The organism is Priestia koreensis (genome assembly GCF_001274935.1).
GTDB classification, from domain to species: domain Bacteria; phylum Bacillota; class Bacilli; order Bacillales; family Bacillaceae_H; genus Bacillus_AG; species Bacillus_AG koreensis.
Genome location: NZ_LILC01000002.1, coordinates 686210 through 709087 on the forward strand (window position 1 = coordinate 686210; position 22878 = coordinate 709087).

General features: G+C 41.6%; 25 protein-coding genes. 20 read left to right on the forward strand and 5 right to left on the reverse strand.

Annotated features, from left to right (window positions below):
• Window positions 1-142: 142 nt before the first annotated feature.
• The 3 genes from AMD01_RS03275 to AMD01_RS03280 form a co-directional block, all read right to left on the reverse strand.
• Window positions 143-1288 (reverse strand): amidohydrolase, encoded by a 1146-nt coding sequence (locus AMD01_RS03275; protein ID WP_053399945.1) that lies wholly within the window; start codon window positions 1286-1288, stop codon window positions 143-145.
• Between the two features lie 126 nt (window positions 1289-1414).
• Entirely contained in the window at window positions 1415-1564 is a 150-nt protein-coding gene (locus AMD01_RS24410) for a hypothetical protein (protein ID WP_169775925.1), read from the reverse strand.
• Window positions 1565-1576: 12 nt separating this feature from the next.
• A complete protein-coding gene (locus AMD01_RS03280) occupies window positions 1577-1804 on the reverse strand; it encodes a DUF3892 domain-containing protein (protein WP_053399946.1) in 228 nt (75 codons plus the stop codon).
• 139 nt (window positions 1805-1943) lie between these two features.
• Here AMD01_RS03280 and AMD01_RS03285 point away from each other — a divergent pair, with 139 nt between their 5' ends.
• Window positions 1944-2621: a class I SAM-dependent methyltransferase gene (locus AMD01_RS03285; protein ID WP_053399947.1), complete on the forward strand. Its 678-nt coding sequence runs from the start codon at window positions 1944-1946 to the stop codon at window positions 2619-2621.
• 42 nt (window positions 2622-2663) lie between these two features.
• Here the strand turns inward: AMD01_RS03285 and metA are convergent, their stop codons facing one another.
• Window positions 2664-3572 (reverse strand): homoserine O-acetyltransferase MetA, encoded by a 909-nt coding sequence (metA, locus tag AMD01_RS03290; RefSeq protein ID WP_053399948.1) that lies wholly within the window; start codon window positions 3570-3572, stop codon window positions 2664-2666.
• A gap of 347 nt (window positions 3573-3919) precedes the next feature.
• Here metA and AMD01_RS03295 point away from each other — a divergent pair, with 347 nt between their 5' ends.
• From AMD01_RS03295 to AMD01_RS03315, 5 genes are all read left to right on the forward strand, one after another.
• Window positions 3920-5608 carry a formate--tetrahydrofolate ligase gene (locus tag AMD01_RS03295; protein ID WP_053399949.1) on the forward strand — a complete coding sequence of 563 codons (1689 nt, stop codon included), beginning with the start codon at window positions 3920-3922 and terminating at the stop codon, window positions 5606-5608.
• 188 nt (window positions 5609-5796) lie between these two features.
• Window positions 5797-6315, forward strand: coding sequence for a hypothetical protein (locus AMD01_RS03300; protein ID WP_053399950.1), 519 nt, complete (start codon window positions 5797-5799; stop codon window positions 6313-6315).
• A gap of 74 nt (window positions 6316-6389) precedes the next feature.
• A complete protein-coding gene (locus AMD01_RS03305) occupies window positions 6390-6872 on the forward strand; it encodes a glutathione peroxidase (RefSeq protein ID WP_053399951.1) in 483 nt (160 codons plus the stop codon).
• Between the two features lie 130 nt (window positions 6873-7002).
• On the forward strand, window positions 7003-8715 hold the full coding sequence (locus AMD01_RS03310) for a methyl-accepting chemotaxis protein (protein ID WP_053399952.1): 1713 nt from the start codon (window positions 7003-7005) through the stop codon (window positions 8713-8715).
• A gap of 12 nt (window positions 8716-8727) precedes the next feature.
• A complete protein-coding gene (locus AMD01_RS03315) occupies window positions 8728-9132 on the forward strand; it encodes a chemotaxis protein CheW (protein ID WP_053399953.1) in 405 nt (134 codons plus the stop codon).
• Window positions 9133-9183: 51 nt separating this feature from the next.
• Here AMD01_RS03315 and AMD01_RS03320 read toward each other — a convergent pair whose 3' ends face one another.
• Complete coding sequence (locus tag AMD01_RS03320) at window positions 9184-9990, reverse strand: M48 family metallopeptidase (protein WP_053399954.1); 807 nt, start codon at window positions 9988-9990, stop codon at window positions 9184-9186.
• Window positions 9991-10167: 177 nt separating this feature from the next.
• Between AMD01_RS03320 and AMD01_RS03325 the strand changes: the two genes are divergently transcribed.
• The 14 genes from AMD01_RS03325 (at window position 10168) to AMD01_RS03380 (ending at window position 22848) form a co-directional block, all read left to right on the forward strand.
• Window positions 10168-10818 carry an HD domain-containing protein gene (locus AMD01_RS03325; RefSeq protein WP_053399955.1) on the forward strand — a complete coding sequence of 217 codons (651 nt, stop codon included), beginning with the start codon at window positions 10168-10170 and terminating at the stop codon, window positions 10816-10818.
• Window positions 10815-12707 carry an ABC-F family ATP-binding cassette domain-containing protein gene (locus AMD01_RS03330; RefSeq protein ID WP_053399956.1) on the forward strand — a complete coding sequence of 631 codons (1893 nt, stop codon included), beginning with the start codon at window positions 10815-10817 and terminating at the stop codon, window positions 12705-12707. Before AMD01_RS03325 ends, AMD01_RS03330 begins: the two co-directional genes overlap by 4 nt.
• A gap of 120 nt (window positions 12708-12827) precedes the next feature.
• Window positions 12828-13952, forward strand: a complete 1125-nt coding sequence (locus AMD01_RS03335) for a conserved virulence factor C family protein (RefSeq protein ID WP_053399957.1) — start codon at window positions 12828-12830, stop codon at window positions 13950-13952.
• Between the two features lie 184 nt (window positions 13953-14136).
• Entirely contained in the window at window positions 14137-15849 is a 1713-nt protein-coding gene (gene ilvD / locus AMD01_RS03340; protein WP_053399958.1) for a dihydroxy-acid dehydratase, read from the forward strand.
• Between the two features lie 213 nt (window positions 15850-16062).
• On the forward strand, window positions 16063-16254 hold the full coding sequence (locus AMD01_RS23865) for a hypothetical protein (RefSeq protein ID WP_157052588.1): 192 nt from the start codon (window positions 16063-16065) through the stop codon (window positions 16252-16254).
• 164 nt (window positions 16255-16418) lie between these two features.
• Window positions 16419-16853, forward strand: coding sequence for a BrxA/BrxB family bacilliredoxin (locus AMD01_RS03345; protein WP_053399959.1), 435 nt, complete (start codon window positions 16419-16421; stop codon window positions 16851-16853).
• Window positions 16854-16975: 122 nt separating this feature from the next.
• Complete coding sequence (locus AMD01_RS03350; protein ID WP_053400110.1) at window positions 16976-17749, forward strand: class I SAM-dependent methyltransferase; 774 nt, start codon at window positions 16976-16978, stop codon at window positions 17747-17749.
• A 503-nt stretch (window positions 17750-18252) separates the two neighbouring features.
• Entirely contained in the window at window positions 18253-18849 is a 597-nt protein-coding gene (locus AMD01_RS03355) for a YpjP family protein (RefSeq protein ID WP_053399960.1), read from the forward strand.
• Window positions 18850-19047: 198 nt separating this feature from the next.
• Window positions 19048-19275 (forward strand): hypothetical protein, encoded by a 228-nt coding sequence (locus tag AMD01_RS03360; RefSeq protein WP_053399961.1) that lies wholly within the window; start codon window positions 19048-19050, stop codon window positions 19273-19275.
• A 215-nt stretch (window positions 19276-19490) separates the two neighbouring features.
• Entirely contained in the window at window positions 19491-20393 is a 903-nt protein-coding gene (gene purU, locus AMD01_RS03365) for a formyltetrahydrofolate deformylase (RefSeq protein ID WP_053399962.1), read from the forward strand.
• A gap of 92 nt (window positions 20394-20485) precedes the next feature.
• On the forward strand, window positions 20486-21280 hold the full coding sequence (locus AMD01_RS03370) for a thymidylate synthase (RefSeq protein WP_053399963.1): 795 nt from the start codon (window positions 20486-20488) through the stop codon (window positions 21278-21280).
• Window positions 21277-21756 carry a type 3 dihydrofolate reductase gene (folA, locus tag AMD01_RS03375; RefSeq protein ID WP_053399964.1) on the forward strand — a complete coding sequence of 160 codons (480 nt, stop codon included), beginning with the start codon at window positions 21277-21279 and terminating at the stop codon, window positions 21754-21756. The genes AMD01_RS03370 and folA overlap by 4 nt, the downstream gene beginning before the upstream one ends.
• Before the next feature lie 258 nt (window positions 21757-22014).
• The gene (locus AMD01_RS23870) at window positions 22015-22173 is read left to right on the forward strand and encodes a hypothetical protein (RefSeq protein WP_157052589.1); all 159 of its coding nucleotides are present in this window, start codon (window positions 22015-22017) and stop codon (window positions 22171-22173) included.
• Window positions 22174-22188: 15 nt separating this feature from the next.
• Window positions 22189-22848 (forward strand): suppressor of fused domain protein, encoded by a 660-nt coding sequence (locus AMD01_RS03380; protein ID WP_053399965.1) that lies wholly within the window; start codon window positions 22189-22191, stop codon window positions 22846-22848.
• The last annotated feature ends 30 nt before the right edge of the window (window positions 22849-22878 follow it).

Sequence of the window (22878 nt, forward strand, 5' to 3'; positions counted from 1 at the left end):
TGCGATTTAACACAGTCAAAAACCGTCTGATGTTGACGGCTTAAAGGTAGATACCTTACAACCTGTTTAGGCGTATGTTCTTCGTGTACTGCCATACGTAGGTGGAAAATAAAAAGGCTCATTTGGAGCCTTTTTTATTTTTTTACGAACGCTGATAGACGACGTTTCCACCAATAATGGTTGTCAGGACGTTCTCACGAAGATCAAATGGATCACCTGACCAAATAACGAGATCCGCATCCTTGTCTATCTCAATCGATCCGACGCGATCTTCTACGCCTAAATGTTTAGCGGCGTTACTCGTCACGGCTTGGAGAGCCGTTTCTTCGTCTAGACCGTTTTTGACAGCTAAAATCACGCTCGTCATTAAGTATTGAATGCCGACAACTGGATGGTCCGTCGTAATAGAGAACGGAACGCCTGCTTTCTTTAATGCAAGAAGAGTGGACCAGCTACGGTTGGATGTTTCAACTTTTGTCCCGCTCGACATTGTTGGACCAACTGAAACGCGCATTCCCGTTTTAGCGATATAATCGGCAATCTCGTTGCTGTCTGTACAATGCTCGATCGTGAAATCAAAGTCGAATTCTTTTGCGATACGAATAAGAGTCATAATATCATCTGCACGATGAGCATGAACACGCAGTGGAATTTCTCCTTTTAATACTTTGGCAAACTGTTCAAGACCTAGATCACGGTCAACCTCTGATTCACCATCAATTCGATGAAGATAGTTTTGCGCTTTAATAAACTGTTCGCGTAAAAGAGAGGCAACACCCATTCGTGTTGTAGGAAGTACGCCTTTTCCTCCGTATACACGCTTTGGATTTTCGCCAAGTGCAGATTTCATCCCAGACGGAGATCTTAGAATCATCTCATCAATGACGCGTCCGTGCGTTTTTACCACAGACATTTCACCGCCCACGACGTTTGCGCTTCCAGGCATGATCTGCACGGTGGTAATTCCTGCCTCGCGTGCGAAAGTAAAGGCACGATCATTTGGATTAATTCCGTCAATAGCACGTACATAAGGCGTTGTTGGAGAGCTTACTTCATTTCCGTCCTGTCCTTCTCTGCCGACTCCGTGCTCTGAAATTCCTACGTGCGTATGTACATCAATTAACCCTGGTGTAACGAAGGTTCCTGTCCCGTCAATCACAGTATAATTGCTTGGTACGGAAAGATCAGGTCCAAAGCCCTCAATTTTTCCTTCCTTTACTAGGATCGTTGCGTTATGTATCGTTTCTCCTAATCCCGTTAAAATAGTCGCATGTTGAATGGCAAGCAAACTAATTCCCCCTTTTTTAAAATAAATTACAGATAATAGTTTATATTCTAACAATTTAACTGTCTACTAATTAACCTTTGTATACATGAAAGAAGTCAGCAGCGACTTACCGCTGCTGACCTCGAATTAATGAGCCGTTTTATCGTTTTGATCTTTGTTGCGCTTATTGCCTTTGCTGTTATCTCCGCTAGCAATTTCTTGTCCCATTTCAACAAGCTCATGCTGTCTTTTCGGATTGCTTTGATTTGCACTGCCGTTATTATGTTTTTTAGTCATCGTTATTCTCCTTTAAAAAGTAGGTAATGAATCTAAGTTGTTTGACTTGTCACCGTCAGGATTACTTCTAATGTAGGTGCCGCCATCTTTTCCTTTAAATGCACTCACATTCTCAACGTTGCCCGCTTGAACAAGTTGGAGAGCATCTTGATAAGAGAGTATTTGTCCAGACGCTGTTTGAAATTCGTCCAGATCACCATCACTGTTTTTGCGAACGGCAACAAATTGTTCTTTTGCCACTAGGCTTCACTCCTTTCGGCAAAGAATAAAAGGAGTTGTGTTTCTCCCTTATATGTATAGCGTAGCTTTTTAGATGAAAATTATGTATGAAAGCGCTATGATAATAGTGAAGAAACAATTTATTCGTGGAGGGGATTACATGTTTAACTGGCACGAGGAAGCAAAGAAAAAATGGGACGAAGGAGTAACGTTTTGGAATCAAAAAAGTGAAAACATGTGGACGGAAGGAAGCCGAAAAGATATTGTGCCTCTCATCCAAGAGCATATAAAAGAAGGTAGTCAATTACTAGATATTGGCTGTGGTGATGGATACGGTTCATCTCTTTTACATAGAGCAGGATACAAAGTAACGGGTGTAGATTTATCAAGTGAAATGGTCCAAAAAGCAAGAGAGCTAGGGGAAAGCGAAGAATTTTCGTTTTACGAGGCCGATATTATGGCACTTCCTTTTAAAGATGAATCACAGGATGCCGTTATGGCCATCAATGTACTTGAATGGACGTCTTCTCCCCTTCAGGCATTGACGGAAATTAAGCGTGTGCTAAAGGCAGAAGGAAAGGCATGCATTGGTATTTTAGGACCAACCGCTCAGCCTAGGTCAAATAGCTATGCGCGTTTGTACGGAAAAGATGTCATATGCAATACGATGATGCCGTGGGAGTTCGAGCAGCTAGCAAATGAGAACGGCCTGCACACGATCGGTGGTTACGGTGTATATAAAAGAGGCGTCACAAATGAAATGAAAAAGTCTCTTTCAAGAGAGCTACAGCAGGCGCTTACTTTCTTATGGGTGTTTATGTTAGAAAAGCACGCGTAATGTAAGGAAGGTAGCCAGTAAGTCGGCTACCTTCTTTTTGTGTTATTGCCACTCAAACGGTGTTTCTTGATACACGTAGTAGTTGAGCCAGTTCATAAACAATAAGTTTGCGTGCGAACGCCACGTTTTTCTTGGCTGACCGCTTGGGTCATTGTTCGGAAAATAATTAGTCGGAACGTAAATATCGAGGCCTTTTGCTACGTCCCGTTCATATTCCTCCTGCAGCGTTTGGGCATCGTATTCAGGATGACCTGTAATAAATACAAATCGTTCATCGCGAGACATGACAAGGTAGACGCCTGCTTCATCTGAATAAGATAAAAGCTGAAGTTCTGGATGATGAACAACTTCTTGCAGGTCAACGTCCGTATAGCGTGAATGAGGAGAGAAAAAAATGTCATCAAACCCTCTTAACAATTTAACGGGCTCTTGAATAATTTGGTGCGTGAACACCCCAGAACATTTTTTCGAAAGCTCCCGCTTGTCAATTCCGAAGTGATGGTAAAGTCCTGCTTGTGCGCCCCAGCAAATATGCAACGTTGATGTGACGTGACTTTTTGACCAATCCATGATTTCCTGTAATTCAGGCCAGTAATCAACTGCTTCAAAATGCAATAGTTCAACAGGAGCACCTGTAATGATCATACCGTCGAACTTTAAATGTTTGATTTCACGAAACGTTTTATAAAATTCATCTAGATGGTTTTTACTCGTTGTTTTTGTTTCATGTGTGACGGGATACAGTAGCGTAATATGTACTTGAAGCGGTGAGTTTCCTAATAGACGAAGCAGCTGTGCCTCCGATTTTTCCTTTTCTGGCATTAAGTTTAAAATCACAATATTTAATGGACGGATATCCTGAGATGACGCCCGTGTTTCATCCATAATAAAAATACGTTCGCTTTCTAAAATCTCCTTGGCGGGAAGATTGCGCGGAATATTAATAGGCAATGAACGGTACCTCCTAGTAGAAGTATTCTACACGTCGAGATGACGCGTATCTGTATTATATGAATATACAGATAATTTATCAACCTGCATGTTTCCTTGGATCGAATGAATGATCAAGCTAGTTTTTAAGAAACAACCAATGTTGATAACGCCTTTTTTGTTTTAACCATTCAGCAAAGTAGAGAAAACCGTCGGATAGAAGAACACGTTGCGGGGAAAATAGCTCAAAAGGATGATTTTCATAAATGTGAACATTTCAGCTAAAATTTTTTTAATCATTCGTATTTTATAAAAAAGATGTTAAAATGACAGTGAACAATAAATGAGATAGAAGTGAGGTTTTTTTTATGGATTTAACTTCAAAAGTCAAAAGTGATTTAGAGATTGCACAAGAAGCCAAAATGAAGCCGATTAAGGACATAGCGACGCAGTTGGATATTCAAGAGCATGAGCTAGAGCCTTATGGACATTACAAAGCCAAGCTGTCTCTTGAGATCATGAATCGTTTACATACGAAAAAGGATGGAAAAGTAATTTTAGTTACGGCGATTAATCCTACAGCAGCAGGAGAGGGGAAATCAACGGTAACGGTTGGACTTGGTCAAGCGTTGAATCGTTTGGACAAAAAGGCGATTATTGCGATGCGTGAACCATCATTAGGTCCTGTGATGGGAATTAAAGGTGGAGCAGCCGGCGGTGGATATTCACAGGTTATTCCAATGGAAGATATCAATTTGCATTTCACTGGGGATCTTCACGCAATCACAACTGCAAACAACGCGCTAGCAGCGCTTCTTGATAATCATATTCACCAGGGCAATGCACTTCGCATTGACACGCGTAAAATTACGTGGAAACGTGTGCTAGATATGAACGATCGTGCTCTTCGACAAGTGGTGGTCGGATTGGGTGGGCCGACACAAGGTGTTCCAAGGGAAGACGGATTTGACATTACGGTGGCATCCGAAATTATGGCGATTTTCTGTTTAGCAACGGATACGCAGGATTTAAAGCGCCGTCTTGCTCGAATCGTTGTGGCTTACAACATGGACAATGAGCCTGTAACGGTGCAAGATCTAGGTGCAGAAGGTGCGCTTACGCTCCTCTTAAAAGATGCGATCAAGCCGAACCTTGTGCAAACACTTGAACATACGCCAGCTATTATTCATGGTGGTCCGTTCGCGAATATTGCGCACGGTTGTAACAGCGTGATTGCGACAAAAATGGCTGCTAAACTTGGGGATTACGTTGTAACAGAAGCAGGATTTGGGGCTGATTTAGGTGCTGAAAAATTCTTGAACATTAAAGCAAGAATGGCTGATTTTACTCCGGAAGCTGTCGTTGTCGTAGCAACAATTCGTGCCTTGAAAATGCACGGGGGATTAGCAAAAGATCAGTTAAAAGAAGAAAACGTTCAAGCGCTTTTGGGTGGAATCGAAAACTTGAAAAAGCATACGGAAACGATTGAAGCATTCGGTGTGCCGTACGTGGTAGCAATCAATCGTTTCATTACGGATACAGATGCTGAAGGAGAGGCATTGCTATCATGGTGTAAGGAACAAGGGATTCCTGTCGCGCTGACGGAAGTATGGGAAAAAGGTGGCGAAGGCGGATTAGAGCTTGCAAAAACGGTTCTAGACGTCATGGAAAAAGAAACAAACCAGTTTGCGCCGTTGTATGATGTGAGTGATTCAATTGCGTCGAAAGCTGAAACGATTGCGAAAGTGGTATACGGAGCAGACGGAGTAGAGTTTTCTGCCAAGGCACAAAAACAAATGAAGCAGTTTGAACAAAACGGGTGGGATAACTTACCGATCTGTATGGCTAAAACACAATATTCACTAAGCGATGATCAAACAAAACTAGGTAGACCGTCAGGATTCACCATTTCGATTCGTGAATTCCGACCTTCTATTGGTGCAGGATTTTTAGTGGCGCTTACGGGCAGTATTATGACAATGCCTGGATTGCCAAAACAGCCAGCCGCATTAAAAATGGATGTTGATGAAGATGGCAAAGCAGTAGGTATTTTTTAAGTGAATTGAAATGAATGCTCAGAAAGAAGCGCGATTTCGCGCTTCTTTTGTCATATGCTGATTAAGAACGGGCTGAACCGTCTACACTTAAAAGATATGGTGCATATCGGAGCGTTGTTTAAGTGAGACATCATGATGAAAAATAGGATAAACTATTAGTAAAAGAAGATCAGAAAGGAGGGCCCAGTATGTTTGATCCCATCGTATTTGATAACTTAAAGGTCGTGGTAGAAGGTGAGATCTACGACTTAGACTTAGAGGGCATTATTTCTGTGGTGAATCGAGAAGACTTGGTAGATCTGGCCCAATTTTCGAGGTTGTATTGTATTTCGTTTCAAAGACGTTCAACGGTAACAGCAACCATGAAGCTAACAACAGACCTTGATAACATCTATGCAGAACTTTCAACGAGAAAGCAGCGTAAGGAACGTCCTGCATGCCGAGTGGAAGTGCATTTTACTTTGCAGGATGCCAAGCCGTTTTCGGATGAAATGTGTGAAGAAATTCAGAACACAATGGTCGACCTTTGGGGTGGAGATTATCCAATTGAACAAAAGATTTCATACATATACGGTAGCAATCATTATGAAAATAAAGTGACCGTGGCGTTTAATCGCTTCATCTATGAAGATCAGGTGGATGATTTAATCCAGATGATTGATTACATGTTAAAAACCCTAGAAAAGCTAGGAGCGATTTATCCTTAAATCGTCTTTCCTGAGCTTTTTTAGTTGGTATTTGAACGAAAACCTCTTACAATGAGGAAAAAGGAGGCGTTTGCATGAGTGTATATGAATTTTCAGCTAAAACGATTCAAGGTGAGGACGTATCATTAGAGAAGTATCAAGGAAAGGTGCTCCTTATTGTCAACACGGCAAGTAAATGTGGATTTACCCCTCAATATAAAGAGCTACAGGCTGTTTATGAGCAGTACAAAGAACAGGGATTAGATATTCTTGGTTTCCCATGTAATCAGTTTGGTGGCCAAGAGCCAGGAAATGAAGGAGACATTGAGCAATTTTGTGAGCTAAATTACGGTGTTACCTTCCCAATGTTTGCGAAAGTAGATGTAAAAGGAAACAATGCACATCCACTGTTTACATACTTAAGTGAAAAAGCGCCTGGTCTGTTAGGATCGAAAGCAATTAAATGGAATTTCACGAAGTTCCTTGTAACGAAAGAAGGAGATGTTGTGAAGCGCTATGCTCCTCAAACATCTCCAGCAGATATCAAAAAGGACATTGAAGAATTGCTGACAAAATAAGCTTTTTAAAAAACGACTAGGAGAGCACTCTCCTAGTCGTTTTTTGGTGCAAATAAATAGTGAAATTCCCTACAGCCAGTCCTACTTAAACCTCATACTATAAAACAAACTAGTAAAAAAGGGTGAGAATATGAACTGGTTTGTTAATCTAACATTTGGAAAGAAGATTTTTAGCCTTGTGATTGTGGCAATCCTATTTATTTTGTGGGTCAGCACCATCTCCTATAATTATATGAATCAAATGGCGAATAATTCAAACATGATGTATTCCAATCGACTTTTGTCAGTCGATCTCATGAATAAAATTCGTTACAACATTCGCACAAGTGAGTCTCTCGTCTTTAAAAATATGCTTACGGAAGACAAGACAATTGTTAAACAATTCAACCAACAGTTAGCGAACAATCGAAAAGTGAACGATCAGATGATGAAAAAATACGAAGCAACATCCATGACGTCAAAAGAACGTGAAATGTTTAATCAATTAAAGAAAGATTTTGCGGCTTTTCGAGCCGTAAGACAGGTTGCAATTGATTTGGCTGACTCTGGAAAAAATAAAGAGGCGTACGCTTATTATAGCGAGAATGCCAGTGATAAATTCGAAGAGTTAAGTAATCTATTAAACCAATTAGTTGATTTAAATGCTCAAAAGGCAAAGGAATTAAATACCGAGTCAACGACAAGCTTTCAAAAAGCCATATGGATTACTCTTGGAATTACAGCAGGAGCTATTATTAGTTTCTTCCTTCTCGCGATGTATGTGACACGTACCATTACACGACCAGTAGCGTCTATGAAAGACTTAATGAAGCATGCAGAAGATGGGGATTTAACGGTACAAGGGTATTACCAGTCGAAGGATGAACTAGGACAGCTGACGTCTTCGTTTAACAATATGATGACAGGACTTCGGAGTACGATGAAAGATATCCAAAGCAATGCAGTATCATTGGCTGCGAATTCGGAAGAGCTGACGGCGATAGGAGAACAATCGAAAGAGTCTGCCGATCAAGTAGCAAGCGATGTACAGCAGGTGGCAAGAGGAGCAGTTGAACAAGGAAAGCAGGCAGAGGAGGGAGCAAAAGGAACAGAGGAAGTGAGCATTGGCATTCAGCGTATTGCGAGTAGCTCCACAGAAGTAGCTGACCTTGCTTTAAAAGCGGCTGAAGGGGCTCAGCAAGGAAATACGTTCGTGCAAAAAGCGATTTCACAAATGGAAAATATTCAAGATTCCGTGGAAGAAACAGCTCAGGTTATTCAGCTACTAGATGAACGAGCCAAAAACATCGAGCGGATCGTGAGTGTCATTACCGATATTGCGTCGCAAACGAATCTTTTAGCACTAAACGCTGCTATTGAAGCCGCAAGAGCCGGCGAACAAGGAAAAGGGTTTGCGGTCGTAGCAGATGAAGTCCGGAAATTAGCGGAGCAGTCAGCAAGCTCCTCGAGAGAAATTACGGATTTAATCAAGGGCATTCAGAAAGATTCTGTAAAATCCGTGGAATCAATGAGAAAAGTAAAAGAAGAATCAAAATCTGGAACGGAAATCATTGGACAAGTGGGCAGTGTGTTTGGTCATATTCTTGAGCAGTCGGAAAGTGTCGCACATCAAGTTCAAGATGTGTCTGCTACGTCAGAGGAAATCTCCGCGGTTAGTGAAGAACTAAATGCAGCTGTAGGAGAAATTAGCGCCATTGCTAATCAAACAGCTAGAAATTCAGAAAGCGTCGCGGCTTCTACTCAGCAACAGCTTGTCGCAATTGAAGAGCTTGCTTCTGCGTCAGCGCATTTATCGAGAATGGCAGAAGATTTGCAAACGCTTGTTGGAAAATTTACGGTGTGAGGAGGATCAAACGTGTTGGTAAATAAATCTGTTATCGTAAAGGTTGGAGAAGAAGAGTTTGCCATTCAGGTTGACTACGTCATTTCAATTGAACGGATGCAGCCCTATCGAAGATTCCCAGGACCTGAAGGACTTTTAAAAGGGATGATGCAAGTGCGTGGAGAAGTCATTCCCATTATGTCTCTAGCAAACTATTTCGGAGAGCGTCATGATAAGGAAGAGCAGGAGCAGCGTATTGTGGTAATTGAATATCATCATAAGGTCATTGGCGTAATCGTCGATGAGGCAACAGATGTGGTAACCATTGAACCAACGAACGTACAGAAAATTCAAGAGATGGAAACCGTTAAGCTTGGCGAGCGAATGATTATTTTATTGGATGTTCCTTCTATTATTAACAAAGCAATTTTATCATAAGAAACGCCCTTACTCATCGTCTTATCCGCTGGGGAAGGGCGTTTTCCTTCGTTATTTATCAAAGGAGATGGTTTGCTGAGTTGAGTGAAGAAAGGAAGCAGGAACTCCATACGATTCTGGATACGTATAGAAGTTTTGCACAGCCTTAATTCGTTTCGGAAGAGGAGGATGGGTAGATAGCTTTTCACTCATCCATACGAAAAGGCCCGTTTCTCTCATACTAGTTGCAATGTATTCTTTCACATTTAAGTTTATAGATAGCGGGGTACCTACAGCTAACACTCCTAGTGCATGAACGGCTGCCTGCTCATTTTTAATATAAGCACTAGCCATGCGGTCACACGTATACTCACAAGCTCTCGAATAAGCGCTTCCTAAATAAGGAACCCACATCGCAGGTAAAATAAGGATATTTTTTACAATGTGATTTTGTTTAATATGAGCAAGCTCGTGGGCGATGACAAACTGTAGCTCCTCATCGTGGCCTTCAGCGGCTATTTCCACAATATTTGAGTAGAGAACAACAAAGTTTCGTCCGAAAAAACGGGTTGCAAACGCATTAAGCGCGCCCTCAGACTGAACGATGAATATATGAGGAAGACGGATTAAGTCCATTTCTTCAATCATCTTAGCGGCTTTTTTATGAATGTCAGGATACTGTTTTTCGGTAAGTCGAACGCCGTTTCGTCGGATTGACCCCATAATTAGTCCATGTGTCCACCACGAAATAAATAGTCCCAAGATTAGAACGATAATGCCAACAATGCTAAAGATGAGTAAGAAATAGATAATGATACTTACAATTAAACATAGAATAAAGTAGATTTTTTCCTTATCATGAACAAGCTGACGGTGCATGTGCATTCCTCCTAAAAATGTATAAAGGTATTTAGTCTAAAAAGACAATTCCTTTTTTTGGATGTTATGAAACGTCTTTTTTTATGACAAGTGAACGGCTCGTTCTACAAAGCGTTTAGTGTTACAATAGGTGAATAAAAAGCTCGATTAAAAATAGCATAGGAATAGAGGAAAACGATGAATCAAACAGTAGAGATTATTGAGCAAACAAAGGGTTGGGTAAAGGAAAAATTGGCCCATGATCACAGCGGCCACGACTGGGATCATATTAAGAGGGTGCACCGAAATGCGCTGCTGATCGCAAAAGACGTCGAAGTAGATATACTCGTAATTGAACTAGCGGCTCTTCTTCATGATGCGGTAGATGAAAAGCTCTTTTCAGATGTGGAGCAGGCTTACCGAGATGTAAGAGCTTTATTGGAGCCGTTTGCAATTACAACGGAGCAAACCGAGCACGTCATCACGATCCTTCGTGGAATATCATTTAAAGGAGGTCAGCAACCTCCTCTTCAGACAATGGAAGGTCATATTGTTCAGGATGCAGATCGTTTAGATGCAATTGGAGCCATTGGCGTAGCCAGAACGTTTACATATGGAGGGTCAAAAGGACACCGAATGTACGATGAGGAATTAGCGGTTCGTGATCATATGACCGCAGAAGAGTATCGTAAAAACGAGTCCACCCCCATTCATCATTTTTACGAAAAGCTTCTCAAGCTCAAGGACTTAATGAACACAGATAAAGGGAGAGAACTAGCAGAAGAACGTCATGCGTTCATGGAGCAATTTTTACAACAATTTTTGAAAGAATGGAATGGTTTAGCATGAAGATATTAGCGGTTGAGGGATTAACAAAATCCTACGGAGAAAAAGAATTATTTGATCACCTGTCATTTACGATCTCAGAAAACGAGCGAATTGGCCTGATTGGTGTGAACGGAACAGGGAAATCCACGCTACTAAAAATTATTGCCGGTTTAGACGTATCAGATGAGGGTGAGATTACGCACCCGAAAGACTATCACATAAGCTATCTAGCACAGCATCCTGAATTCAATCCAGATTGGACAGTTCTAGAGCAAATCTTTAGCGGTGATACGCCTCTTCTACAGCTTTTAAAAGAATATGAGCTCGCCCTTTATCGTTTGCAGCAAGATTCAATGAATGAAAGCTATCAGCAAGACGTGTTTCGTCTGCAGCAGCGCATGGATGCGATGAATGCATGGGATGCCAATTCAAATGCACAGGCCATTTTAAACAAGCTCGGCATCACAAAAATGGATGCCAAAATGGGTGAAATGTCAGGTGGACAGAAAAAACGAGTGGCGCTAGCACAGTGTCTTATCGAAACACCTGATTTATTGATTTTGGATGAGCCGACCAACCACCTTGATTATCAAACAATCAAATGGCTTGAGGAATACCTCTCACGCTACCAAGGTTCCCTTTTACTTGTCACGCATGATCGCTATTTCTTAGATGCCATTACAAACCGTATGTTTGAACTTGAAGGTGGTCACATCTACTCGTACGAAGGCAACTATGCGGCTTTTCTAGAAGGAAAAGCGATTCGGGAGGAAAATGAGCGCGCCACACAGGCGAAGCTTCAAAACTTGTACCGAAATGAACTAGCATGGATTCGTCGCGGAGCAAAAGCAAGAACGACAAAACAAAAAGCGAGAATTCAGCGCTTCGAAGATCTTGAAGGGAAATTGGGAGGTCCTGAGAGTGAAAAGTTAGACATGAGCCTCTCGGGAAGTCGCCTTGGAAAGAAAGTATTTGAACTAAGCGCTGTATCAAAGTCATACGAAGATAAGACGCTTGTCAGAGATTTGACGCATATCATCCAAAAACGAGATCGTTTAGGGATTACAGGACAAAATGGAAGTGGAAAATCGACATTGTTGAATATGATTGCAGGACGAATTGAACCAGAGGCAGGTGAAATCGACCGTGGTCAAACGGTTAAGATCGCTTATTATACGCAGGAAAATGACGACATGGATCTTAATCAGCGCATGATCGACTATGTAAAAGAGTCAGCAGAAGTGATTCATGCGAGTGACGGAAAAACGCTGTCTGCTTCGCAAATGCTTGAGCGCTTTTTATTCCCGTCTCATACACACGGCACCCCAATTCGTAAATTATCGGGTGGGGAACGTCGACGTCTCTATTTATTGAAGCTGTTAATGACTGAACCAAATGTCCTTTTACTAGATGAGCCGACGAATGATTTAGATACGCAAACGCTAACGATTCTAGAAGACTATTTAGAAGAGTTTCCGGGTGTCGTGATCACGGTTTCGCATGACCGCTATTTCTTAGATAAAGTGGCTGATTATCTATTCGTGTTTAAAGGTCAGGGAGAAATTGAAACGTATTTCGGTGCTTACACAGAGTATCTTGAAAAAGAAGAAACGAAGCAAAAAGAACCTGTGGCGAAAAAAGAAAAAATGGAAAAGTCACAGCCTGAAAAAACAAAAAAACGTCGCTTATCCTACAAGGAACAAAAAGAGTGGGAAGAGATTGAGGATCGAATTGCAGAAGCTGAGGAGGAAGTAGAGCGCCTCGCTGCTGAAATTGAGCAGGCAGGAAGCAACTATGAAAAAGCCCATCAGCTGTCTGTTGCCCAAGAGGAAACAAATGCCGAACTAAACCGACTAATGGATCGTTGGGCAGAGCTTTCAGAACTTGTGGAAGAACTACAAGGGTCGTAATGACAAAAGCGTGTCGCCAAAGGCGGCACGCTTTTTTTAGAGGGTTCAGCATATTAGACGGTAGACTTTCGTGTATGCTACAATTCAAGATAGGAATTTGTATTAAAGGAGCGGTTAAACATGAGAATTAAATCAATCGAACCTACCCCAAGTCCAAACACGATGAAAATCAGTTTAGACGAAGTTTTACCAGGTGGGAAAAGCAACAATTACAACAAAGACAATGTGCAGGAAGCACCGGCAGTAGTTCAAGAAATCATGAAGGTCGAAGGAGTGAAAGGCGTCTATCATGTCGCAGACTTCTTAGCCGTAGAGCGAAATGCAAGATACGATTGGCAACTGCTCCTTCCTCTTGTACGTGCCGCATTTGGTGAATCAGTAGAAGAAAATGAGGAACAAGCGAAGCAACCAAACGATCATTTTGGTGAAGTAAAAGTGTCCATTCAAGTCTTCAAAAATGTTCCGATGCAAGTAAAACTAGCGGACGATCATAATGAAAAACGCTTTGGTCTTCCAGAACGCTTTCAGCTAGCCGTTGCAGAAGTTCAGCGCTACGCAGATAACGTCGTATTAGAACGTAAGTGGAAAGAGCAAGGGGTTCGCTACGGTGAGCTTGAAGAAATTGGTCAAGAAGTAGTCGAGGAACTTTCAGCTGCTTACCCGGAAGAGCGATTGCATCGTCTTGTCAAAACGGCGAAGGATGAAAAAGAAGGAACGGTTACCATTCAGCCTCGTTCAAGCTACAAGGTAACGACTGATATGTTAGACGAGGAAGATTGGCAAAAGCGCTATGCGCATCTAGAACAAATGAATCCGACAGAAGAGGATCTTCCTGTGTTAGAGAAGGCCCTACATGATGAGAAACCGTCTATTCGACGCTTGGCTACGGTCTATCTTGGCATGATTGAAAATAAAGCGGTGCTTCCGTATCTTTACGAAGCGCTCAAAGATAAGTCTGTAACGGTACGCCGTACAGCAGGTGACTGCTTATCAGACTTAGGGTTCGAAGAAGCAGCTCCTGCTATGTGTGAAGCGTTACAGGATAAAAACAAGCTTGTACGTTGGCGTGCGGCGATGTTTTTGTATGAAGTGGGAGACGACGCTTCTCTTCCGGCGCTTAAGGCTGCAGAAAATGATGCAGAGTTTGAAGTAAGCATGCAAATTAAAATGGCCATTGAGCGCATTGAAGGCGGAGAAGAAGCGAAAGGCTCCGTTTGGAAACAGATGACAGAAAGCAGAAAATAACAATGAGAGAAGGCTTACAAGGCCTTCTTTTCTTTTGTTTCAAAAGAAAGCGCTACCAAATGGTCAGAATAAATAAAAAGATTAAAAAATTCTGATAATAAGGTTGAAAAAGTCAGAAAAAAGGTCTATATTGTTTTAAATATAGAGAATATTTCATTTATTTGAGGTTAGGGAGGAACTAATAATGAGCAAAGATCTTAGAATTCGTAGTAAGGCCATCAGTGAAGACGCAAGACGAGCACCGAACCGTGCTATGCTCAGAGCAGTTGGGTTTAAAGATGAAGATTTTAAAAAACCGATGATTGGAATTGCAGGAACGTGGAGTGAAGTTACTCCTTGTAATATACATATTGATCAATTAGCAATAAGAGCGAAGAAAGGTGTAAGTGAGGCCGGTGGCGCACCGCTTATTTTTAATACGATTACCGTGTCAGATGGAATTTCAATGGGAACAGACGGAATGCGCTACTCGCTTCCAAGCCGTGATGTAATTGCTGACTCAATTGAAACCGTAGTGGGCGCTGAAAATCTTGATGCGTACGTAGCGGTTGGAGGCTGCGATAAAAATATGCCAGGCTGTATGATTGCGATTGCACGCTCTGAAGTACCAGCGTTGTTCGTGTACGGCGGAACGATTTCACCGGGATACCATAACGGCAAAAAGTTAGATATCGTATCTGTATTTGAAGGAGTAGGACAATATAATGCAGGAAAAATCACTCGTGAAGAACTAAATGATATCGAGTGTCATGCGTGTCCTGGAGCTGGATCGTGCGGGGGAATGTACACGGCAAATACGATGGCATCAGCTATTGAGGCGCTAGGAATGAGCTTACCTGGAAGTTCATCAAATCCAGCGGAATCACCAAATAAGCTAGACGATTGCTACAAAGCTGGACAAGCAGCGTATCATTTGCTTGAAAAAGGAATCTATCCAAAAGACATCATGACGAAAAAAGCATTTGAAAATGCAATTACCGTCGTTATGGCACTTGGAGGTTCCACAAATGCCGTTCTTCATTTATTAGCCATTGCACATTCAGTGGAAGTAGATCTAGATTTAGATGATTTTGATCGTATTCAAAAGAAAGTGCCTCACTTAGCTGATTTAAAGCCGAGCGGAAAATACGTAATGGAGGACTTACACGAAATTGGTGGAATTCCTGCCGTTATGAAACTATTGCTTGAAGAAGGATACTTGCACGGTGATTGTTTGACGGTAACAGGAAAAACGATCGCGGAAAACTTAGCTGATGCACCTTCTTTAAAAGAGGGGCAAGATATCATCCAGCCCGTATCAAAACCACTTCGCGAAGCGGGACCGCTTGTTATTTTAAAAGGGAACCTAGCGCCAAGCGGGGCACTTGCAAAAGTATCCGGTGTGAAGGTTACTCGTCATACGGGACCAGCAAAAGTGTTTGATACCGAGGAAGAAGCAACACAGGCCGTGATGAACAATGAAATTGTAGACGGTGACGTGCTAGTTATTCGCTACGAGGGGCCAAAAGGTGGTCCTGGTATGCCTGAAATGCTCTCACTATCTGCCATTCTTGTCGGGAAAGGGCTTGGAGAATCTGTTGCGCTTCTAACAGACGGTCGTTTTTCAGGTGGAACACATGGACTTGTTGTAGGGCATATCGCACCTGAAGCACAGGTTGGAGGACCGATTGCACTTCTTCAAACAGGGGACGAAGTGACGATTGATTCGGTTGCCCAGGAAATTACAATGAACGTGAGCGCAGATGAGTTAGAACGTCGTCGTGAAGACTGGATTGCACCACCTCTTCATAACAAGGGCGTTCTTGGTAAATATGCACGCCTTGTATCATGCTCATCAAAAGGGGCTGTAACAGACCTCTTTGAAGAAGCTGAGCAAAAAGTGCCGGTTAAAAAATAAATAAAAAGGCCTCCTTGCTTAAGGAGGCCTCTGAAAAACTTCGGATTTTTTTAGATAATCATTAGAACATAAGACAAAAAAGCTGAATCCACTCCGTTTTTGGAATGGATTCAGCTTTTTTCATTCTTTTTAGGCTGCCGGTGAAAATGGACCTTGCCCCTTGCATTTCCATGCCAACTAGACCCGCGGATGTGGCGCATCATACCCGTATCTATGCTTGAATTCGCTATTCTATCTGATGCAGTCGCTCTAGGTTGTTTGAAACGGAAGGTGCGAGACTCCTGCGGGATTAGCGTGACAGGTGAGACCCCGCAGCGCAGCGAGGAGGCTCACCGCACGCCCCACGGAAAGCGAAGCGACCTGGAGTGGAAATCAACCGACTCCGTTATGAACGCAACCCTTTAAGGACTTTTTCAGTGGCCTCTGCTTAAGGATTTCTTTTTTTGCTGGAGATCGCCTGCTCTATAAATTCCGTCTAACAATGGGAAATTACGGTTCATTTCATTGCGCTACAGCCTGCATTTGTAGTATGCTGTAAGCGTTAAAGGAACGTGAGGAGGTAATTCACCATGTCAATGGCTTATGAAGAATATATGCGTCAATTGGTTCAACCAATGCGCACAGAGTTAACAAATGCAGGATTTGCAGAATTACGTGATGAAAACGCAGTCGAGGAATTTATGGAAAAAGTGGAAGGAACAACGTTTGTGGTTGTCAATTCCGTATGCGGATGTGCGGCTGGATTAGCACGCCCTGCTGCTACCCAGGCAGTATTGCACAGTGAGAAAAAGCCTGACCATATCGTAACGGTTTTCGCTGGTCAAGATAAAGATGCAACGGCAAAAATGCGCGAATACTTCGATGGAATTGAACCGTCTTCTCCATCCATGGCTCTTTTAAAAGGAAAAGAAGTGCTTCACTTTATTCCTCGTCATGATATTGAAGGACAGCCACTTGAAGCGATTTTTGAAAACATCGTGCAAGCCCTTGATAAGCACTGCTAATTGTCGAATTTCTGACACAGCATATAGGTAGATATTAAAAAGAGTTACGCATATACTTTTGTAAAGAGAAAAGGATGTCATTATGACATCCTTTTTTAACGGAAGCAGGAGGAGCAATGAAAGTGATTGTCACGACAGCCGGTCGAACGAATCAAGAAATGGTTAAAAAAGCAAGAAGCGTAGCAGGTGAGCTTTGTGTGCCATACGTTACGAGAAACAAAGAGTCTATTTTCACTCTTCAGCAGCGGGAGGAGGCAGATGTAATCGCCGTTGGCAAAAATCGGTTGGAGCTTCATCCGTATGACGGAGAGGAGCCCATTTTCTTTCATCCCAATTCATCCATGTTTCGGGCCAAACGAGTGCTAAGGGGAGAGTACGATCCTTTTCTTGAAGCGACGAAATTAGAAGAAGGAATGAGTTTTCTAGATTGTACGCTTGGGCTCGCCTCTGACAGTATTATTGCGAGTCTTGTTACAGGGGAAAGCGGCCGCGTAATGGGGATTGAAGGAAATCGATACGTTGCGTATCTTGTGAAAGAGGGATTACAGTCATGGTCTACAGGTGTCTCAGAGCTTGATGAAGCCATGCAGCGTATTTTCGTTCATCATCAAACCTTTGAAGCCTACTTACGCTGCTGTGAGGATAACAGTGTGGATGTAGTCTACTTTGATCCGATGTTTTCAGAGACCATTGAGGAATCTGATGGCATCAGAGGATTAAAACAAGTAGCCTTATATACCACAATTTCAGAAGAAGTAATGGAAGAAGCAAAGCGGGTTGCTAAGAAGCGAGTAGTATTAAAAGATCACTGGCAGAGTAATCGCTTTGAACAGTTCGGATTTGACGTTTATCGTCGTAAAACCGCTAAATTCCATTTTGGTGTGTTAGAGGTTTAAGCGTTTTAAAGAAAATGGAGTTAGATGATCCTCATATGAAATGGAACCAACTTCAAAAGCTGAAGTCATCACTGTGACTTCAGCTTTTTTTAATCCACGATCGTTAGAATAATGAAGAATGCGAGCATCGAAAAGCACGCTGAGACAAATACGGCATCCAAAAGCATATCCTCCTTATATTTTGAAATAAGTGATGAAAAAATGAAACCTTTTACTGATTTGCTCGTCTATATAGAAAGTCGCTTTTTTTTGACGAATAGTATTCATCTTTGTATAATCGAAAGTTTTTTCAATATTGTTACTTATTATGGTCTGTTTTAAAAACTTTTATAAGGAAGAAAGTAAAACGTTTTCATCTATGATACAATTGACGAGAACACGGAAACGAATAGAACGAAAAGGTTTAACTAGTATGAGCAGAGGTTATAGAGTATCATCAGCTTATTTATAAATGAACGTGAATGATAGATAAAGGAGATTAGCAGAGGAAAGGAAGACGTACGATGCCAAAATGGATGCGTAAAACACTCATTGTCTTAATAACGGTTTGTACATTTGGACTGGTCACTCCACCGGAATACTTGTACATAGACGAAGCAGAAGCAAGTAACACCAATCACAAAGAAAACTATGTTCAGGAGGCATCTCCGGACGAATTAGCTTATTATTATAACGAAACGCCCCAAGAGGAAACAGAAACGCCAAAAGAATTTGTTGCGAATGCAATGCAGTCCATTGAAGCACAGTCGGTAGAGAAATTCGGAACAAAAATTGGTCCGAAAATTGACGATCAGTTCCGTGCTCAAGTGCTACCGCAAGTTGAACAAACCCTGACGGCCTTTGTGGAGAAATATCCTTATCTTAATAACTTAGAAATTAGTGAGCATCCTGCTGGAGGCTACGGTGAAAAGATTTTTCATGTGTACGATCGTGAGACAGGTCAAGATTTAATTCGATTCCACGTGCGCCGGGATCATCCACCAAAAGAAGGGTATTGGTTTAATTTCCATTACCACATGGCTGACGACCAGTTCCAAAAACATTATGATCTAGCCAAAATATATTGGAATAACAATGAACCACCAAAATGGTATAGCTAAAAACCACTCCAACGAGTGGTTTTTTTGTGTGTAATCATTTTTAATAAAAATATGTTCTAAATAATCTGTATGGAAAAGTAATAGTATGTACAGAGAAATGAGTGGTAAGAAATCACCTAGTAAAGGTTTTCAATAAGATAAAGGGGAATAATATGAAGCAGATAGACGATGCCAAGAAAAAAAGGGGGGAGGCGTAACATGAAAGAAACGATCGGAAAAAAATCTACGGCTGGGCATGATTTAGGAACTGCACATACTTCTTCACCTATTGAGGAATATCAGCGTATCGCAAGCGGTGGCCCTCTAAATAAAGAAGGGATAAAAAATATAGGTAAATTTCCACAAGGAATAAAATATGTTGGGTATTTTTTATTCGGTAGCCTAGGTGCGATGATGATTATTGGCGGATTATTAAATTTCCTATAATGTGACAACTCGTATGATGCCATTCATTAAGAAGGTCTCTTTCATTTGCTAACGGTAGTAAAGGATTCGCTACCGAATCAAACACATGGGAAAGAGGCCTTTTTGCCAAGCGCTAAATCGAAAAAAAGCTCTTTTTACGAAAAGTCATTTACAGATGAAAAAAATTTTCGTTATAATGATTAAATAATCTGAAAATTATAACAGGGGGAATCATCATGAATGCATTTACGGGAACATCGGTTGAATCCTATAAGCAGCGTTACATAAATCGGGGAAGATTGCTTATTAGCTGTCCTGATCAGCAAGGGATTGTCGCAAGTGTTTCAAAGTTTTTATACGATCACGGAGCAAATATTATTGAGTCCAATCAATATTCGACCAATCCATCAGGTGGAACATTTTTTATTCGCATTGAATTTGAGATGGAGGAATTAGCTGAACGAAAAGCGACTCTTGAGAAGGAGTTCCGTCCTATTGCGTCGGTTTTTAACATGGAATGGAAATTTACGCGTGTATCAGAACTAAAAAGGACAGCCGTTTTTGTATCAAAGGAGCTTCATTGTTTACTTGAATTGCTATGGGAATGGCAAAGTGGCGAATTAATGTGTGATTTGGCGCTGGTCATTAGTAATCATGAGGAAGCGCGAAGTGTGGTCGAATCATTCGGAATTCCGTTTTACTATTTGCCGGCGTCGAAAGATATCCGCGAAGAAGTCGAGAAAAAGCAGCTAGCGATGCTTCAAAAGGAAGAAATCGATGTCATTATTTTAGCACGCTACATGCAAATCCTTACACCTAACTTTGTGAGAGCCCATCCATATCAAATCATCAACATTCATCACTCGTTTCTCCCTGCTTTTGTAGGGGCAAAGCCATATCATCGTGCGTATGAACGTGGAGTAAAGTTAATTGGTGCGACGTCGCATTACGTGACGGACGATCTTGATGAAGGCCCTATTATTGAGCAGGATATTGAACGGGTCGATCACCGCAATCAAGCAGAAGATTTAAAGAAAATTGGACGATCCATTGAGCGACGAGTGTTGAACAATGCGGTTAAATGGCATTTAGAGGACCGTGTCATTGTCCATGAAAATCGCACGATTGTGTTTAATTAGCGTTTAGCATTTGTTCACATAAGATTTCCTTGTTTCTCTTTACAGACACCTTTACAATGAAAAGAGAAATATAGTAGAAGGAAGTGCATGATATGAATCAATATTTACAATTGTGTGAGCATATTCTCACAAATGGAACAAAAAAAGAAGACCGAACAGGTACAGGAACGATAAGTACGTTTGGACATCAAATGCGCTTTGATCTACAAGAAGGATTTCCGCTTTTAACAACGAAAAAGCTTCACTTAAAATCAATCATTCATGAACTGCTCTGGTTTTTAGACGGGGATACGAATGTAAAATATCTTCAGGATAACGGCGTGCGTATTTGGAACGAGTGGGCAGATGAACAAGGGGAGCTTGGACCTGTATACGGTCATCAGTGGCGCTCTTGGCCAACGCCTGATGGTGGTCACATTGATCAAATTACAAAAGTAGTGGAACAAATCAAGCATAATCCGGATTCGAGACGTATGATTGTCAGCGCATGGAACGTAGCGGACGTAGACAACATGGCGCTTCCGCCGTGTCATTGCTTGTTTCAATTTTATGTGGCGGATGGAAAGCTATCGTGTCAGCTCTATCAGCGCTCTGCAGATGTATTCTTAGGGGTGCCGTTTAATATCGCCTCTTATGCACTATTAACGATGATGATGGCGCAAGTGTGCGGATTAGAACCAGGTGATTTTGTTCATACGCTTGGGGATGCGCATATTTACTCCAATCATATTGAACAAGTAAACCTTCAGCTAACGCGTGAGCCAAGAAGTTTACCGAAAATGAAGATCAATCCGAACGTTACGTCCATTTTTGACTTTACGTTTGAAGACTTTGAATTAACGGAGTACGATCCACATCCTCATATTAAAGGAGCTGTGAGCGTGTGATTTCGTTAATTGCGGCCATGGATCAAAAGCGCTTAATCGGAGCGGACAACGATATGCCTTGGCGCTTGCCAGCAGATCTAGCTTATTTTAAAAAGGTAACGATGGGTCACCCGGTAGTAATGGGACGTAAAACGTTTGAATCGATTGGAAGACCACTTCCAGGTCGTGAGAACATTGTTATTACACGCAACGCTGACCTACATCTTGATGGTGTAACCATCGTTACTTCTCTAGATGAATTACAAAACGCTTCCGCATCAAAAGAATTATTTGTGATCGGTGGTGGAGAAGTGTATCAGCAAACGATGGCGATTGCTGACAGGCTTTATATCACGCATATCGAGGAAACGTTTGAAGGTGATACGCATTTTCCGGAAATTGACGTTTCTATATGGGAAGAAGTGTCGCGCACACCAGGCATAAGAGATGAGAAAAATCCGTATTCGTATTCGTTTGTCGTATATGAACGCAGATAAATCACGTAGAAGATGGATGGCTTAGTAGTCATCCATCTTTTTGTCTTCGCTGCTAAACCGATAAATAATGAGTGATAACCATCGAAATATTTAAATGACACAAACATCTCGTCCTTTTTAGGAGAAAGGGAGAATACGTATCGCCGTTTGCGTGAATTAAAATTTAATGTATCGTGAAATAATAGCAACGTTTAAAAATGAATAGGTGTGGTATGAATAGAGAAACACGGCAAGGTGAACTGTGAGTCTTTCTTTGAAATGTTTACAAGCTATGAGAATTCTCTGTATTCATCAACTCTAGAAAACTCACAATCCAAAGATGTTTATGTATTTATTAAGAACGCAATCGATGAGGTAGCGGATCTTTACAATGGTTTTCAGAAATATTTTATTGAATTTGTACAAAAAGAAGGATAAATAGGAGGACGGAAAATGAATCTAGAAGAATATCAAAACCAGGTGGATTTACAAGAGGATTGGGCACCTGGATGGGATGCGATTGATCAGGCATTTGCGCGTCGCTACGGTGATCAAGAGCCTGCACATTTTGCAACTGACCTTCATGCTAGAGCGCTATTCGGTGGAGATGCCTTTTTGGATGGCTATAGTATTTACGATTCCCCGAGCGGTTACAAACATATTGTGACATATGGAATGACAGAATTGTACGCAAATGAACAGGCATTTGGCGGAGAGTGGAGCAAATGGGGATACGAAATGACGTTAAAGTTAAAGGAGAACGCAGCCGAAGATTGCTTTTGGGGAATTGATATGCTCTCAAATCTTGCTCGCTATACATACACACAAGAGCGTTTTTTTGAACCACTACAATTTATTGGAGGAAGCGGGGAATCCCTCCATATTGGCACCGTTTCTGCTATTACGGCTCTTTTAGTTGTGAATGATACGGAAATCGATGGAGTGGATACGCTGCACGGAAGGGTTGATTTCTTGCAGCTTGTGGGAATTACGGAGCGAGAATTAACGGTTCTAAAGGAAGATCGTCAACAAGCGAGCACATTAGTAGAGCGTATGAAAAAAGACAATCCGTATCTTATTACCGATATGGGGCGTACAACATCCTATTTATAATAATACGATCCAAAAAGAAAGAGGAGCAAA

What these genes read in the sequence shown, in the direction of transcription:
- AMD01_RS24410 (WP_169775925.1), bottom strand. Translation starts at nt 1,564, where the DNA reads ATGACTAAAAAACATAATAACGGCAGTGCAAATCAAAGCAATCCGAAA.
- AMD01_RS03285 (WP_053399947.1), top strand. Translation starts at nt 1,944, where the DNA reads ATGTTTAACTGGCACGAGGAAGCAAAGAAAAAATGGGACGAAGGAGTA.
- AMD01_RS03295 (WP_053399949.1), top strand. Translation starts at nt 3,920, where the DNA reads ATGGATTTAACTTCAAAAGTCAAAAGTGATTTAGAGATTGCACAAGAA.
- AMD01_RS03300 (WP_053399950.1), top strand. Translation starts at nt 5,797, where the DNA reads ATGTTTGATCCCATCGTATTTGATAACTTAAAGGTCGTGGTAGAAGGT.
- AMD01_RS03305 (WP_053399951.1), top strand. Translation starts at nt 6,390, where the DNA reads ATGAGTGTATATGAATTTTCAGCTAAAACGATTCAAGGTGAGGACGTA.
- AMD01_RS03310 (WP_053399952.1), top strand. Translation starts at nt 7,003, where the DNA reads ATGAACTGGTTTGTTAATCTAACATTTGGAAAGAAGATTTTTAGCCTT.
- AMD01_RS03320 (WP_053399954.1), bottom strand. Translation starts at nt 9,990, where the DNA reads ATGCACCGTCAGCTTGTTCATGATAAGGAAAAAATCTACTTTATTCTA.
- AMD01_RS03325 (WP_053399955.1), top strand. Translation starts at nt 10,168, where the DNA reads ATGAATCAAACAGTAGAGATTATTGAGCAAACAAAGGGTTGGGTAAAG.
- AMD01_RS03330 (WP_053399956.1), top strand. Translation starts at nt 10,815, where the DNA reads ATGAAGATATTAGCGGTTGAGGGATTAACAAAATCCTACGGAGAAAAA.
- AMD01_RS03335 (WP_053399957.1), top strand. Translation starts at nt 12,828, where the DNA reads ATGAGAATTAAATCAATCGAACCTACCCCAAGTCCAAACACGATGAAA.
- ilvD (WP_053399958.1), top strand. Translation starts at nt 14,137, where the DNA reads ATGAGCAAAGATCTTAGAATTCGTAGTAAGGCCATCAGTGAAGACGCA.
- AMD01_RS23865 (WP_157052588.1), top strand. Translation starts at nt 16,063, where the DNA reads ATGCTTGAATTCGCTATTCTATCTGATGCAGTCGCTCTAGGTTGTTTG.
- AMD01_RS03345 (WP_053399959.1), top strand. Translation starts at nt 16,419, where the DNA reads ATGTCAATGGCTTATGAAGAATATATGCGTCAATTGGTTCAACCAATG.
- AMD01_RS03355 (WP_053399960.1), top strand. Translation starts at nt 18,253, where the DNA reads ATGCCAAAATGGATGCGTAAAACACTCATTGTCTTAATAACGGTTTGT.
- AMD01_RS03360 (WP_053399961.1), top strand. Translation starts at nt 19,048, where the DNA reads ATGAAAGAAACGATCGGAAAAAAATCTACGGCTGGGCATGATTTAGGA.
- purU (WP_053399962.1), top strand. Translation starts at nt 19,491, where the DNA reads ATGAATGCATTTACGGGAACATCGGTTGAATCCTATAAGCAGCGTTAC.
- AMD01_RS03370 (WP_053399963.1), top strand. Translation starts at nt 20,486, where the DNA reads ATGAATCAATATTTACAATTGTGTGAGCATATTCTCACAAATGGAACA.
- AMD01_RS23870 (WP_157052589.1), top strand. Translation starts at nt 22,015, where the DNA reads ATGTTTACAAGCTATGAGAATTCTCTGTATTCATCAACTCTAGAAAAC.
- AMD01_RS03380 (WP_053399965.1), top strand. Translation starts at nt 22,189, where the DNA reads ATGAATCTAGAAGAATATCAAAACCAGGTGGATTTACAAGAGGATTGG.